The organism is Flavobacterium sp. MK4S-17 (assembly GCF_009848495.1).
Lineage (GTDB): Bacteria > Bacteroidota > Bacteroidia > Flavobacteriales > Flavobacteriaceae > Flavobacterium.
Map to the genome: position 1 here is coordinate 81,359 of NZ_WWEP01000027.1, position 12,697 is coordinate 94,055.

At 38.2% G+C, this 12,697-nt stretch carries 12 protein-coding genes; 10 read left to right on the forward strand and 2 right to left on the reverse strand.

Annotation, left to right across the window (positions count from 1 at the left end):
• The first annotated feature begins 90 nt into the window (after positions 1 to 90).
• Entirely contained in the window at positions 91 to 792 is a 702-nt protein-coding gene (locus GSF09_RS09935) for a DUF4241 domain-containing protein (RefSeq protein ID WP_159800901.1), read from the forward strand.
• An 18-nt stretch (positions 793 to 810) separates the two neighbouring features.
• On the opposite strand, the gene GSF09_RS09940 is transcribed toward GSF09_RS09935, so the two are convergent.
• On the reverse strand, positions 811 to 1,539 hold the full coding sequence (locus GSF09_RS09940; protein WP_159800903.1) for a biotin--[acetyl-CoA-carboxylase] ligase: 729 nt from the start codon (positions 1,537 to 1,539) through the stop codon (positions 811 to 813).
• Positions 1,540 to 1,624: 85 nt separating this feature from the next.
• On the opposite strand from GSF09_RS09940, the gene rsfS reads away from it, so the two are divergent.
• The 8 genes from rsfS to GSF09_RS09980 all read left to right on the forward strand — a co-directional run bounded on the left by rsfS (position 1,625) and on the right by GSF09_RS09980 (position 8,369).
• Positions 1,625 to 1,996, forward strand: a complete 372-nt coding sequence (rsfS, locus tag GSF09_RS09945; RefSeq protein ID WP_159800905.1) for a ribosome silencing factor — start codon at positions 1,625 to 1,627, stop codon at positions 1,994 to 1,996.
• 11 nt (positions 1,997 to 2,007) lie between these two features.
• Positions 2,008 to 3,933 (forward strand): ATP-dependent zinc metalloprotease FtsH, encoded by a 1,926-nt coding sequence (ftsH, locus tag GSF09_RS09950; RefSeq protein WP_159800907.1) that lies wholly within the window; start codon positions 2,008 to 2,010, stop codon positions 3,931 to 3,933.
• Between the two features lie 105 nt (positions 3,934 to 4,038).
• The gene (locus tag GSF09_RS09955) at positions 4,039 to 4,641 is read left to right on the forward strand and encodes a lactate utilization protein B/C (protein ID WP_159800909.1); all 603 of its coding nucleotides are present in this window, start codon (positions 4,039 to 4,041) and stop codon (positions 4,639 to 4,641) included.
• A 1-nt stretch (position 4,642) separates the two neighbouring features.
• Positions 4,643 to 5,452 carry a phosphatidate cytidylyltransferase gene (locus tag GSF09_RS09960; RefSeq protein ID WP_159800911.1) on the forward strand — a complete coding sequence of 270 codons (810 nt, stop codon included), beginning with the start codon at positions 4,643 to 4,645 and terminating at the stop codon, positions 5,450 to 5,452.
• Complete coding sequence (locus tag GSF09_RS09965; protein ID WP_159800913.1) at positions 5,442 to 6,095, forward strand: phosphatidylserine decarboxylase family protein; 654 nt, start codon at positions 5,442 to 5,444, stop codon at positions 6,093 to 6,095. Before GSF09_RS09960 ends, GSF09_RS09965 begins: the two co-directional genes overlap by 11 nt.
• Before the next feature lie 3 nt (positions 6,096 to 6,098).
• Positions 6,099 to 6,362 carry an acyl-CoA-binding protein gene (locus tag GSF09_RS09970; protein WP_159800915.1) on the forward strand — a complete coding sequence of 88 codons (264 nt, stop codon included), beginning with the start codon at positions 6,099 to 6,101 and terminating at the stop codon, positions 6,360 to 6,362.
• Positions 6,363 to 6,496: 134 nt separating this feature from the next.
• Complete coding sequence (locus tag GSF09_RS09975; RefSeq protein ID WP_236564877.1) at positions 6,497 to 7,144, forward strand: superoxide dismutase; 648 nt, start codon at positions 6,497 to 6,499, stop codon at positions 7,142 to 7,144.
• Between the two features lie 130 nt (positions 7,145 to 7,274).
• On the forward strand, positions 7,275 to 8,369 hold the full coding sequence (locus tag GSF09_RS09980; protein WP_159800919.1) for an RHS repeat domain-containing protein: 1,095 nt from the start codon (positions 7,275 to 7,277) through the stop codon (positions 8,367 to 8,369).
• 44 nt (positions 8,370 to 8,413) lie between these two features.
• Here the strand turns inward: GSF09_RS09980 and GSF09_RS09985 are convergent, their stop codons facing one another.
• Positions 8,414 to 11,044 (reverse strand): valine--tRNA ligase, encoded by a 2,631-nt coding sequence (locus GSF09_RS09985; protein WP_159800921.1) that lies wholly within the window; start codon positions 11,042 to 11,044, stop codon positions 8,414 to 8,416.
• 298 nt (positions 11,045 to 11,342) lie between these two features.
• Between GSF09_RS09985 and GSF09_RS09990 the strand changes: the two genes are divergently transcribed.
• Positions 11,343 to 12,533, forward strand: coding sequence for a pyridoxal phosphate-dependent aminotransferase (locus GSF09_RS09990; protein ID WP_159800923.1), 1,191 nt, complete (start codon positions 11,343 to 11,345; stop codon positions 12,531 to 12,533).
• Positions 12,534 to 12,697 lie beyond the last annotated feature (164 nt).

A 12,697-nucleotide genomic window follows, 5' to 3' on the forward strand; every position in this document is an offset into this window, starting at 1 on the left:
GTATATTCGGGTTAAATTATTGGTAAAACAACTGCTGTAATAAATACTTTTTGTAACTTTCATACTTGTAAAAGCACAAAACAGAAAGCTATGAAAGACCCAAAAGACTTTGAGTTTTATTATGACCTTGAAAATGAAATGAATTTTCAGGAACTGGTTGAGATACATATAGGCGATGTAAACCTGCCAACGGGCAAAATTATAGCAGCCGACCCTTTTTTTACGGAAGGCCAGCAGCCATTTGCAAGGTCGGTTGAGCCGGATAAATATCCTGTATTTATTTATATGGCTGAAATTGATCAGCTACATCACAGGGTTGCTTACGCAAAAATTAAATTCAGGCCCGAAAATGCAACAAAGTGGATGCTTGCGGTAACCGAAGACCTTACACAGGAGGAACTTGATGAACTTAGCGAAGATGAATTTTACGGTTTTCCTGTCGAGTCCGGGCTTGCCTGCTTTTTAGATGCAGAAACCAACGCATCACTTATTGCGAAAATGGATGAAGTGCAGGACAAAGACCCCGAAGCCAATTATTATGACGAAGTGCTTGCTGAAGAATTCAGGCAGTATTCAGGTAAAAACCAGTTTTCACGTGAGTTGGGCGATTGGAATGACCATCATCCTGATAAAGAATCGGATAATAATGTTATAATGTTTGCTTCCGGCTGGGGAGATGGATATTACCCTGCCTACTGGGGAGTTGATGAAGAAGGGAATACTATTGAGCTGGTTATTGATTTTCTTATAAACGATTTTGATAATGAGGAAGATGAAGAGTTTGAAGATTAAATTAATCTTCAAACTCTTTTAATATAACATCTGTATTTCTTTAAGTCCAAACTCTGCGGTGCTTTCATCTTCAAGTTGAACCTGAAGATTCCCTGCATGGGTTACACCCTGTATAATACCCATGAATTTGATGTTATTTTTTTCAAAAGTCATGGGCACGCCTTTTTTATAAAGCTTTGCATGATATTTATTCCAAATTATCTCCTTATCCTTATTCTGCAGGCGCGATATATTGCGCTTTATCTTTTCGGCAACTCCAAGAAAAATTTCTTCCTTATCATATTCTCTTCCTGTTGTAACAGAAAGCGATGAGGCTTTGGGCAGTCCGGCGAAATCCGTTTGATTAATATTTAAGCCAATCCCAACCACCGAAAAAATTTCTCCGTCGTTCTTTATACTGTTTTCAATTAAAATACCTCCTATTTTCCTGTTTCCTGACAAAATGTCGTTAGGCCACTTAATGCAAAGCGAAGGAATTTTATAGCTATCAAGAGCCTCTGTTATACTTATTGCTACAGCAGCATTAAGTGTAAAAATTTCCTTAATATCTAACAGTAAATCTTTTATTAAAACACTAAACGTAAGGTTTTTACCTGCCTCAGCAACCCAGCTTGCCCCTCGCTGTCCCCTGCCCTGTGTCTGTTCCTCGGCTAATACAACAGTAAAGTTTTCCACATGGCGTGTATTGTATAATTGCTTAAGGTAATCATTAGTAGAGTTAATGGCACTGAGTTTGATAATATTCATTAATAAATAAAGTGTTTTTAATCTTGTGTTAAGTTTCAAAATTAAATACAAAAAATGATAACTTTGCGATATATATAAAATTTAAATGGCGAAAAAAAGTGTAAGTAACGATGATTTACTGGCAAATATCATCAAAGGAATTGAAGAAGTAAAAGGTAATGATATTGATATTCTTGACTTAAGGGCAATAGATAACACCGTATGCGATTATTTTGTAATTTGCAACGGTACTTCCAATACACAGGTGAACGCCATAGTTCACTCAATACAAAAAACAGTTTCCAGGGAGTTAAAAGACAAGCCGTGGCATGTGGAAGGTACAGAAAACGGCGAGTGGGTGCTTATGGACTACGTAAACATAGTTGTTCATGTATTTCAAAAGCACGTTAGGGAGTATTACAACATAGAAAGCCTGTGGGGTGATGCCAAAATAACATCAATTGGAAACAATTATTAATTTAAGCATTCATGTCAAAAGAAAATAAAAACAAATTAAAAGTAAGCCCCTGGCTTATATATGGTGGAATACTGCTTATCTTCCTTGCTATAAATTTTGTTGCAGGAGGCTCTGCGTGGCATGACCCAAAACCTACATCGCTTTCCAATTTTTACAGTTATCTTGACAGTGGGCAGGTAGATAAGGTAATTTATGGCAAAACTTCGGCCGAAGTTTACCTTAAGCAGGATGCACTTAAAACCGAAGAGCATAAAAATGTAAGGGAAGACCTGTTTGGCAAGCCGAACAAGGGCCCTCATTACACAGTTATTACTGGTGATAAAAACGAAGTATTTACTCAAAAGCTGGAAGAAGCAAGGCGCGAAGGGAAACTGAGCGATTATTCTGCCGAGCCAGAAAGTATGTGGGGCGACCTGCTTATAACCCTGCTGCCTATTATTGTACTTGTGGCATTATGGATTTTTATGATGCGCAGGATGGCCGGGGGCGGCGCTGCCGGAGGGGGCGGCCAAATATTTAACATTGGTAAATCAAAAGCGAAACTGTTTGATGAAAAAAACGATATAAAGGTTACTTTTAAAGATGTGGCCGGGCTTGAGGGTGCTAAAGAGGAAATACAGGAAATAGTTGAATTCCTTAAAAACCCTGAAAAATATACCAGCATTGGTGGTAAAATACCTAAAGGTGCATTGCTTGTTGGCCCTCCGGGAACAGGTAAAACACTTCTTGCAAAGGCAGTGGCCGGCGAGGCAAAAGTACCTTTCTTCTCGCTTTCGGGTTCTGATTTTGTTGAAATGTTTGTGGGTGTAGGTGCCTCAAGGGTGCGCGACCTGTTTAAGCAGGCAAAAGAAAAATCGCCGGCAATTATATTTATCGATGAAATTGATGCTGTGGGCCGTGCAAGGGGTAAAAATAATTTTTCGGGTTCAAATGATGAGCGTGAAAATACGCTTAACCAACTATTGACAGAAATGGATGGTTTCGGCACAAATACAAATGTTATTGTACTTGCTGCCACCAACCGTGCCGACGTGCTTGACAAAGCACTGATGCGTGCAGGCCGTTTTGACAGGCAAATTTATGTTGACCTGCCGGACATCCGCGAGCGTAAGGAGATTTTTGAAGTACACCTGAAACCACTGAAAAAATCGGAAGACCTTGATACTGACTTCCTGGCGAAGCAAACCCCTGGCTTTAGCGGGGCAGATATTGCCAATGTTTGTAACGAAGCTGCACTTATTGCTGCAAGAAAGGACAAAAAATCTGTTGACAAACAGGATTTCCTTGATGCAGTTGATAGGATTGTAGGCGGACTTGAAAAGAAAAACAAAATAATTTCAAAAGAGGAGAAAAAAGCAATTGCCGTTCACGAAGCAGGACACGCTACCATAAGCTGGATGCTGGAACATGCTGCGCCACTGGTAAAAGTTACAATTGTGCCGCGCGGGCAAAGCCTGGGTGCTGCATGGTACCTGCCGGAAGAAAGGCTTATTGTAAGGCCGGAGCAAATGCTTGATGAAATGTGTGCCACTATGGGAGGGCGCGCTGCCGAAAAAGTTATTTTCGACAAAATTTCAACCGGGGCATTAAGCGACCTTGAAAAAGTAACAAAACAGGCGCGAGCCATGGTTACTATTTACGGACTTAACGATAAGCTGGGTAATATAACCTATTACGACTCATCAGGGCAAAGCGAATATAATTTCTCAAAACCCTACTCAGAGGAAACTGCCAATATGATAGATAAGGAAATTTCTTCACTTATTGAGGAACAATACCAAAGAGCAATCAGCATCCTCAATGATAACAGGGATAAGCTTCTTAAACTTGCTGATATACTGATAGAAAAAGAAGTTATTTTTAAAGATGACCTTGAGGAAATTTTTGGTAAAAGGCCATTTGAAAAATCAGGCCCTGAAGTTCCTACAGAGGCATAAAGCATAACATTAAATAATCATTATAAAAATCTTAATTCGATGCACGATTGAATTAAGATTTTTTTATCTTTGGGTTATATAGAAAAACAGGGGATTTAATAAGGTATGAGTCTTTTTAAAAAAATTTTCGGCACCTCAAATGATGCTTCCAGTGAAGATAAAAACCAGGGAACAAGCCCTTTCCTTCCTGAAAAAGAAATCCCCGCCGATGAGATGTTTACAATGAATTTCCGTAAAAATGGCGGTAAATTCCTTTATTGTGATAATCTTGACGAGATACACGAGCAGTTTTTAAATATACTGGAAGAAAATGACTGGTTTGAATGCGAAGCACTTTGTTATGAACCAAAGCTTTTCGGGCTGCTTGAAGAAAATAAACTTGTATATAAAAATACTGCTAATCCTAAATTCCTGTTATCCTCCTGCGAAAACCTCATAGCTGACGAGGGGTCTATACTGTTTTCATCTAACCAGATAAAGCAGAACAAACCCAATGACCTTCCGGCCAACATTATAATTTTTGCAACAACAAGCCAGATTTTAAACTCTAAAAGCGACGGACTTAGGGAGATAAAAAGAAAATACGATAAGGACTACCCTACCAATATAACCACCATTAAATATTTTGAAAAAGCAAAAGAAGAAGATTTCCTTCAATATGGCAGTGTAGCCAAAAACCTGTACCTTTTGCTTTTAGAAGACCTTTAAAATGAATGAAAGTATAACAAGGGCACTTTCAGGTATTGTTTATGTTTCATTGCTCATAACTGCCACTTTAATTTCACCCATCAGTTTTATTATTCTGTTTGGCATATTTATGCTGATTGCTATTGCGGAGTTTTGCAGGCTGGTTAGCTTAAACTGGCGTTTTCCCATATTTTTAGGGGTTTTATGTTATGCCGTTTTTATTTTACTGATGCAGAAAACTGCTTCAGCAAATTTATTCCTTTCTGGCTCTGCGTGCTTTATTGCAGTTATGCTGCTTGCCGAGCTTTTCTCAAAAAAAACAATTAAAAAAGATACTGCGGCAAAGTTTGCACAGCTTGCAGGTTACATTATTATACCTTTTATTTTAATAATGCGCCTGCCTTTTTCCTTATCTGTAAACTATACGCCCTATATAATTATCGGTATATTTATTTTAATATGGGTTAATGATACTTTTGCCTATATAGTAGGTAAAAGTATGGGCAGGCATAAACTTTTTCAGCGTATTTCTCCTAAAAAAACCATAGAGGGCTTTTTGGGCGGAATGGTTTTTACTATAGGTGCGGGCTATATAATAAGCATGTATTATAATATACTTTCGGCAGCAGGATGGATGGCAAGTGCTGCTATTATTGTTATTTTTGGAACTTTGGGAGATTTAACAGAGTCCAAATTAAAACGTACAGCCGGTGTTAAGGACAGCGGAAATATCATGCCCGGGCATGGCGGCATATTAGACAGGCTGGATAGTGTAATATTTGCAATACCTTTCCTATTTTTGTACTATCAAATTATACATTATGTTTCATAAAGAAGGCGCTAAAATTATTTTAATATCGCTGTTGGTTACTATAGCGGTTGTTGTTTTATCAGACAGGTTTATAGAAAGTTACTGGCTGCTGAAATTTATCCAGGTATTTGCTTTTATTTTCCTTGTGCTTATACTGCAGTTTTTCAGGAACCCAAAACGTATGGTGCAGGTATCAGACCATAATATTATTGCACCTGTTGATGGTAAAGTTGTGGTTATTGAGGAAGTTTATGAACCGGAATATTTTAAAGAAAAACGCCTTCAGGTCTCTATTTTCATGTCGCCAATTAATGTGCATGTAACCCGCTACCCTGTAAACGGATTGGTAAAATTCAGCAAATACCATCCGGGCAAATACCTTGTGGCATGGCACCCAAAAGCCAGCGAGGAAAATGAACGTACTACAGTTGTGGTTGAAAATGTATTATTCGGTGAAATTTTATACCGCCAGATAGCCGGGGCACTGGCAAGGCGCATTGTAAATTATGCAAAAGAGGGTATGCAGGTTGTGCAGGGCACCGATGCAGGATTTATTAAATTTGGTTCGAGGGTAGATTTATTCTTACCTTTAGGTACAGAAGTTAATGTGCAGCTTAACCAAAAAGCCATAGGCGGCAAAACAATTATAGCAACAAAGGCATAGTTAATGCAGGAAAAGGATTTGGATACACTGTTTGAAGAAGCATATGAAAAGGCTTCAAACATGACCGAAGCGTTACCGCCCGACGTTATGCTGCGCATATATGCCTACTATAAGCAGGCTACACGAAATAATGCTAATCCTAATTATTACAGGTCTTCTGATTTGAGGGATGCTTTTAAGATAAATGCCTGGATACAGGTAAGGCATCTTTCAGCCGATGAAGCAAAAAAATTATATATAGAAACTATAAATTCATTGATTAAATAACTCTAATTATGAAAAAAGCAAAAATTTTACTTTCAGCGCTTGTAATAATAGCCTCTTTACAATCATGCAAAGAAAAAAATAACCTTGAAGAGGTGGTTGAAGTTCCTGAACCTCAAAAAGAAGAAGCACCGGCAATGGGTAATCCTGATGATGTTAAAGCAGATGAGGGTGCATTCCAGGTAGTTAAGTTAGGCTATGCCTATAACGCACTGGAACCGCATATTGATGCCAAAACAATGGAAGTGCATTATTCCAAACATTATTTAGGATATACAAATAAACTAAATGCTGCCATAAAAGGAACCGACCTTGAAGGTAAAACCATAGAGGAAATATTGAGCGGCCTTAGTATGGATAATAAGGCTGTAAGAAATAACGGTGGAGGATATTATAACCATACACTTTTCTGGGAAGTTTTGGCGCCAAATGCAGGCGGCCAACCAAAAGGTGCACTTGCCGAAGCCATAAATAAAGATTTTGGTTCGTTTGATAATTTTAAACAGCAATTTTCTGATGCAGCTGCAAACCAGTTTGGTTCAGGCTGGGCCTGGCTTGTGGTTGACAAGTCAGGAAAGCTTGTAGTTGGCAGCACGCCTAATCAGGATAATCCACTAATGCCTAATGTGGGCATTTCAGGAAAACCTATTTTAGGGCTTGATGTTTGGGAACATGCCTATTATCTTAACTACCAAAATAAAAGGCCTGACTATATAGCGGCTTTTTACAATGTAATAAACTGGGACGCTGTCGGGAAAAAATATGATGCTGCAATAGCAAAATAATTACTTTTAAATAGTAAATAAAAACCGCCTTATGGCGGTTTTTATTTTTTAATTATGTTCCTTAACATCATAAATGTTGCCAGTTTTAAAAAAAATAGTGATTTTTGATAACTTTAACTTAACAGATACTATGAAATACGCTTTTGCTATCAGCCTTTTACTGATGCTTACTTTATCATGTAAAAAGGAAACAGAAAATGAGGAAAAAGTAATTGACAGGTCTAATGCCGAATGGTCTTCCTATGGACTGAAAGGTAATGTAAAAAGCCTTTCGGAAAAATCATATATAGCTACCCCTGAAGGAACAAAGGGGGCTGCAAGGCATGAAAACTCGGCAGAGCATGATTTCGATCTTAACTTTGATGAAAACGGGCTTTTGGTATCTGAAAAGAAATGGTATAACAACGGTACTCCTTATGAGGAAACAAACTTTGAAGGGAAAGATAAAAAATTAAATTCCCGCCTGTATTCAAATAATAAAGTTATGTCTAAAACCTTATACAGTTGGGATACTAAGGGCAATAATATTACTGTTGTAAAAAGCAATCCTGATAATACGGGGATGCAGAAAACAGAGAAGAAATTTGACAATGAAGGAAGATTGATTGAAACTACTACCTATAACACACAAAACAACCCTACAGGAAGGATGACTTACAGCTATGATAAGAAAGGCAACCTTACCAATGAGGATATTTATATGAATTATAATTTACTGGTAGCCAAAAATATATCCGAATATGATAAGGATAACCATAAAATAGCAGAAACAAGGCTTGACAAAAATTCCAAAGTTATTTATAAAACAACCTATAAATATGACAACGGCAGGTTGATACAAAAAGAAACCAGGAACAACAAAGGAAAAGTTGAATACTTACAAAAGATAACCTTTGATGAAAAAGGCAACGAAACAAGGCAATATACTTTTGATGCTTTTGACAACTCAGAAACTGAAGACCTGTATAAATATGATGCCCGCGGCAATAAAATAAGGTGGGAAATTATTAAAAACAAAAAGCCTGTTATGAATGCCGGTTACAGGTATGATGACAATAATAATTTACTGGAAATTATAGTTAATGATGCTGATAACAAAATGATTGAGAATAAAATGTATGAGTATAAATATGATAACCAGGGCAACTGGACACGAAAAGTTATCTATTCTGATGGAATACCTAAATTTATTATAGAACGTAACATAACCTACTATCTGGAATAAAAAAAGCGGCAAAAGCCGCTTTTTATTTTTATACCTCTGTCTTTTTATACAAGGCTTTCAAGGCTTTGCTGTATGGTAGCAATCTTTGCCATTGCATCAGCTTCTTTCTGCCTTTCATTCGCTACAACTTTCTCCGGTGCACCGCTAACAAATTTTTCATTTGAAAGTTTAGCCTGTACCGATTTAAGGAAACCTTTATGGTACTCCAGCTCCTGCTTTAGCTTAGCTATTTCCTCCTCAACATTTACAGCCCCTGCAACGGGAACAAAATACTCGTTTGATTTTACCCTGTAGGTTAATGCGCCGTTTACTTTTTCTGACACATATTCTAACCCGTCCACATTGCCAAGCTTGCAGATTACACTATCGAAATCCTTACCAATGTTTTCATTATTAATAACCTTAAGGCTGATACTGTCTTTAAAGGCAATATTTTTTTCTTTCCTTACTGTCCTTATACCCGAAATTACCTCGGCAGCAAAATCAAAATCAGCTATCAGTTTTTCATCTGCTGTTTTAATTTCAGGCCATTGCGCTATAATAAGAGCTTCCTCAGGACTCCTTTCTGCTATATGCTGCCATATCTCCTCCGTAAGGAAAGGCATGAATGGGTGAAGCAGCTTCAGGTTAGCCTCAAGCATTTCAATAGCCTTATCATAGGTTTTCCTGTCCACAGGCTGCTGGTAGCCGGGTTTAATCATTTCAAGGAACCATGAGCAAAAATCGTCCCATACTAATTTGTATATTGCCATTAAGGCGTCAGAAATACGGTACTTTTCAAAATGATCTTCAATTTCGGCCAAAGTTTTTTGGAGCTTGGCCTCATACCATTCAATAGCTTTAGCACTATGCTTCGGCTGTTCAATATCACTTACCTCCCACCCTTTTATAAGCCTGAAGGCATTCCATATTTTAGTTGAAAATGCTTTGCCCTGATTACACAATTCTTCATCAAAAAGAATATCATTCCCGGCAGAGGCACTAAGCAGCAGCCCTACCCTAACGCCATCTGCACCAAATTTTTCAATAAGGTCAAGCGGGTCTGGTGAATTTCCTAATGATTTTGACATTTTCCTGCGTTGCTTATCACGCACCAGTCCTGTCAGGTAAACATTGGTAAACGGCTTTTCTCCTGCATATTCATATCCGGCAATTATCATACGTGCAACCCAAAAGAAAAGGATGTCCGGGCCTGTTACAAGGTCATTGGTTGGATAATAATATTTATAATCTTCATTCTCAGGATCAAGTATCCCGCCAAATACAGCCATAGGCCACAGCCATGAAGAAAACCATGTATCCAGCGCATCAGGATCCTGCTTAAGGTCACTGGCTGTTAACTGCACATTTCCTGTTTTTGCTTTCGCTAAATCAAGGGCCTGCTCTTTGGTTTCAGCTACAACAAAATCTTCCTTGCCATCGCCAAAATAATAAGCAGGAATTTGCTGCCCCCACCACAACTGGCGCGAAATGTTCCAGTCCCGGATGTTTTCCATCCAGTGGCGATAGGTATTTTCAAAACGCTTAGGATAAAGTTTAACTTCTTCAGTTTCCAGTACCGCTTTTATAGCAGGCTTAACAAGCTGTTCCATTTTAAGGAACCATTGGTCACTCAGCCTTGGCTCAATAACCGCTTTTGTCCTTTCCGAAGTCCCTACTTTATTTATATGCTCCTCAATCTTTTCAAGGCTTCCAATGCTCTCAAGCTCTTTGGCTATTTCATCTCTTACTGCAAAACGGTCTTTGCCTGCATAATGCAGTCCAAAGCTGTTTAATGTGGCGTCATCATTAAAAATATCAATTATTTCAAGATTGTGCCTTTCGCCCAGCTCTTTATCATTAACATCATGGGCAGGTGTAACCTTAAGGCAGCCTGTACCAAATTCCATATCAACATACTCATCAAAAATAACAGGTATAACCCTGTTCGCTATTGGCACAATAGCCCTTTTGCCTTTTAAATGCGTATAACGCTCATCGTTAGGGTTAATACAAATTGCAGTATCTCCCAAAATAGTTTCAGGGCGGGTAGTTGCAATAACAATATAATCATCACTGCCCTCAATCCTGTATTTCAGGTGGTATAATTTTCCCTGCCTTTCCTCATAATTTACTTCTTCGTCACTAAGCGTGGTTTTAGCTTCAGGATCCCAGTTAACCATGCGGTAACCACGGTATATATATCCTTTATTATATAAATCCACAAACGATTTTATAACCGAAGCGGTCATATCATCATCCATTGTAAATTTGGTACGCTCCCAATCGCATGAAGCTCCCAGTTTTTTTAGCTGTTCCAGTATTACACCACCATATTTATCTGTCCATTCCCAGGCATGCTTTAAAAACTTCTCCCTTGTCAGGTCGGCTTTATTAATTCCTTCTGCTTTTAACTTGGCTACTACTTTGGCTTCTGTAGCAATAGAGGCATGGTCAGTTCCCGGAACCCAGCAGGCATTTAAGCCTTTAAGCCTGGCACGCCTTATAAGCACATCCTGTATGGTATTGTTAAGCATGTGCCCCATGTGCAGTACTCCTGTTACATTAGGAGGCGGAATTACAATAGTATAAGGTTTCCTATGGTCAGGTTCTGAATGAAAATAATTGTGTTTCATCCAGTAATCATACCATTTATTCTCTACTTCTTTGGCATCAAATTGCGAAGGGATTGTCATAACTCTATGTAATTTGTTCTGATGAACGTTCCTGGTTCTTAAAAAATGTATGCAAAAGTAACTATATAAGTACAATTTTAAAAAAACAGCATGATATAATTTAAATCTGTTTCCCATTCAGGACACAGTGAATTATAAACCTTATCATTCAGATAAAAACGGTTGTTATTAGTTGTATAACTCAAACAAAATAAAATTTGCAATAAGCTGCTCTTTTATTTATAGCCTAATGGCATATAAATTATATATTTTCTAAAAAAAATTGCAAATTTGCGCATCACATTTTAAATCTATCAAAATGCCTCAAGTATCTCAAAAAGGCAGGCAGATGCCTGAATCTCCTATAAGAAAACTGGTTCCTTTTGCTGAAGCAGCCAAGAAAAAGGGACACAAGGTTTACCATTTAAACATTGGACAGCCCGATATTAAAACTCCTGAAGTAGCATTAAAGGCAGTTAAGGATAACCATATTGAAATCCTTGAATACAGTCATTCGGCTGGTTTTGAAAGTTACAGGAACAAACTTTCCCAATATTATACAAATCAGGGATTACCTGTTAATACAGAAGATATAATTATAACCACCGGCGGCTCCGAAGCTTTGCTTTTTGCATTGGGCAGTACTATGGATTCAGGCGATGAAATTATTATCCCCGAACCATTTTATGCAAATTACAACGGTTTTTCGGTTGCATCGGGAGTAAAAGTTGTACCCGTAATCTCTACTATTGATGAAGGGTTTGCGCTTCCTCCGGTTGCTGACTTTGAAAAACTGATAACGCCTAAAACCAAAGCTATACTAATTTGCAATCCCGGTAACCCTACAGGATACCTTTATACTAAGGAAGAGATACAGCAATTAGCAGATCTTGTAAAAAAACATGACCTTTTTCTTATTGCCGATGAAGTGTACCGTGAGTTTACTTACGATGGTGATAAACACTATTCCGTTATGAATGTACCCGGCCTGGAGCAATATGCTATAATGATTGATTCTGTTTCGAAAAGGTACAGCATGTGTGGTGCCCGCATTGGGTGCATAGTATCAAAAAATAAAGAGGTTATGGCTACAGCAATGAAATTTGCACAAGCACGCCTAAGCCCGCCTACCATTGCACAAATTGCAAGTGAAGCTGCTCTTGATACACCTCAAAGTTATTTTGATGAAGTTATTCATGAATATAAAGATAGAAGAGATACGCTTATAAGCGAGCTAAACAAAATTCAAGGTGTTAAGGTAGCTACCCCTAAAGGGGCATTTTACTGTATAGCAAAACTGCCTGTTGAGAGTGCCGATAAATTTGCACAATGGCTACTTGAAAATTTTGACCTGAACGGGGAAACTGTCATGGTTGCTCCGGCTGCCGGATTTTATTCATCCCCAAATGTGGGGCTTGATGAAATTCGTATTGCCTATGTATTGAAAAAAGAAGATTTAGTACGCTCAGTACAAATTTTAAAAGAAGCATTACTACAATACAATAAATAGCAAAAAAGCCCTGTAAAAAATCACAGGTTTTTTTTATTATTTCATATAAACCAAACAGGGCTGCCAACGGCAGCCCTGTTTGGTTATATAGTTCCTCTATTTATCTCTTAAGAGCGAAGTGGGCCTTAAACTCCTTCTGTACGCTCTGGGTGACCGGGGTGGTA

Bases quoted from the DNA above. Each gene is read 5' to 3' on its own strand.
- ftsH (WP_159800907.1), top strand. From the start codon at position 2,008: ATGTCAAAAGAAAATAAAAACAAATTAAAAGTAAGCCCCTGGCTTATA.
- rsfS (WP_159800905.1), top strand. From the start codon at position 1,625: ATGGCGAAAAAAAGTGTAAGTAACGATGATTTACTGGCAAATATCATC.
- GSF09_RS09980 (WP_159800919.1), top strand. From the start codon at position 7,275: ATGAAATACGCTTTTGCTATCAGCCTTTTACTGATGCTTACTTTATCA.
- GSF09_RS09940 (WP_159800903.1), bottom strand. From the start codon at position 1,539: ATGAATATTATCAAACTCAGTGCCATTAACTCTACTAATGATTACCTT.
- GSF09_RS09990 (WP_159800923.1), top strand. From the start codon at position 11,343: ATGCCTCAAGTATCTCAAAAAGGCAGGCAGATGCCTGAATCTCCTATA.
- GSF09_RS09970 (WP_159800915.1), top strand. From the start codon at position 6,099: ATGCAGGAAAAGGATTTGGATACACTGTTTGAAGAAGCATATGAAAAG.
- GSF09_RS09955 (WP_159800909.1), top strand. From the start codon at position 4,039: ATGAGTCTTTTTAAAAAAATTTTCGGCACCTCAAATGATGCTTCCAGT.
- GSF09_RS09975 (WP_236564877.1), top strand. From the start codon at position 6,497: ATGGGTAATCCTGATGATGTTAAAGCAGATGAGGGTGCATTCCAGGTA.
- GSF09_RS09935 (WP_159800901.1), top strand. From the start codon at position 91: ATGAAAGACCCAAAAGACTTTGAGTTTTATTATGACCTTGAAAATGAA.
- GSF09_RS09965 (WP_159800913.1), top strand. From the start codon at position 5,442: ATGTTTCATAAAGAAGGCGCTAAAATTATTTTAATATCGCTGTTGGTT.
- GSF09_RS09985 (WP_159800921.1), bottom strand. From the start codon at position 11,044: ATGACAATCCCTTCGCAATTTGATGCCAAAGAAGTAGAGAATAAATGG.
- GSF09_RS09960 (WP_159800911.1), top strand. From the start codon at position 4,643: ATGAATGAAAGTATAACAAGGGCACTTTCAGGTATTGTTTATGTTTCA.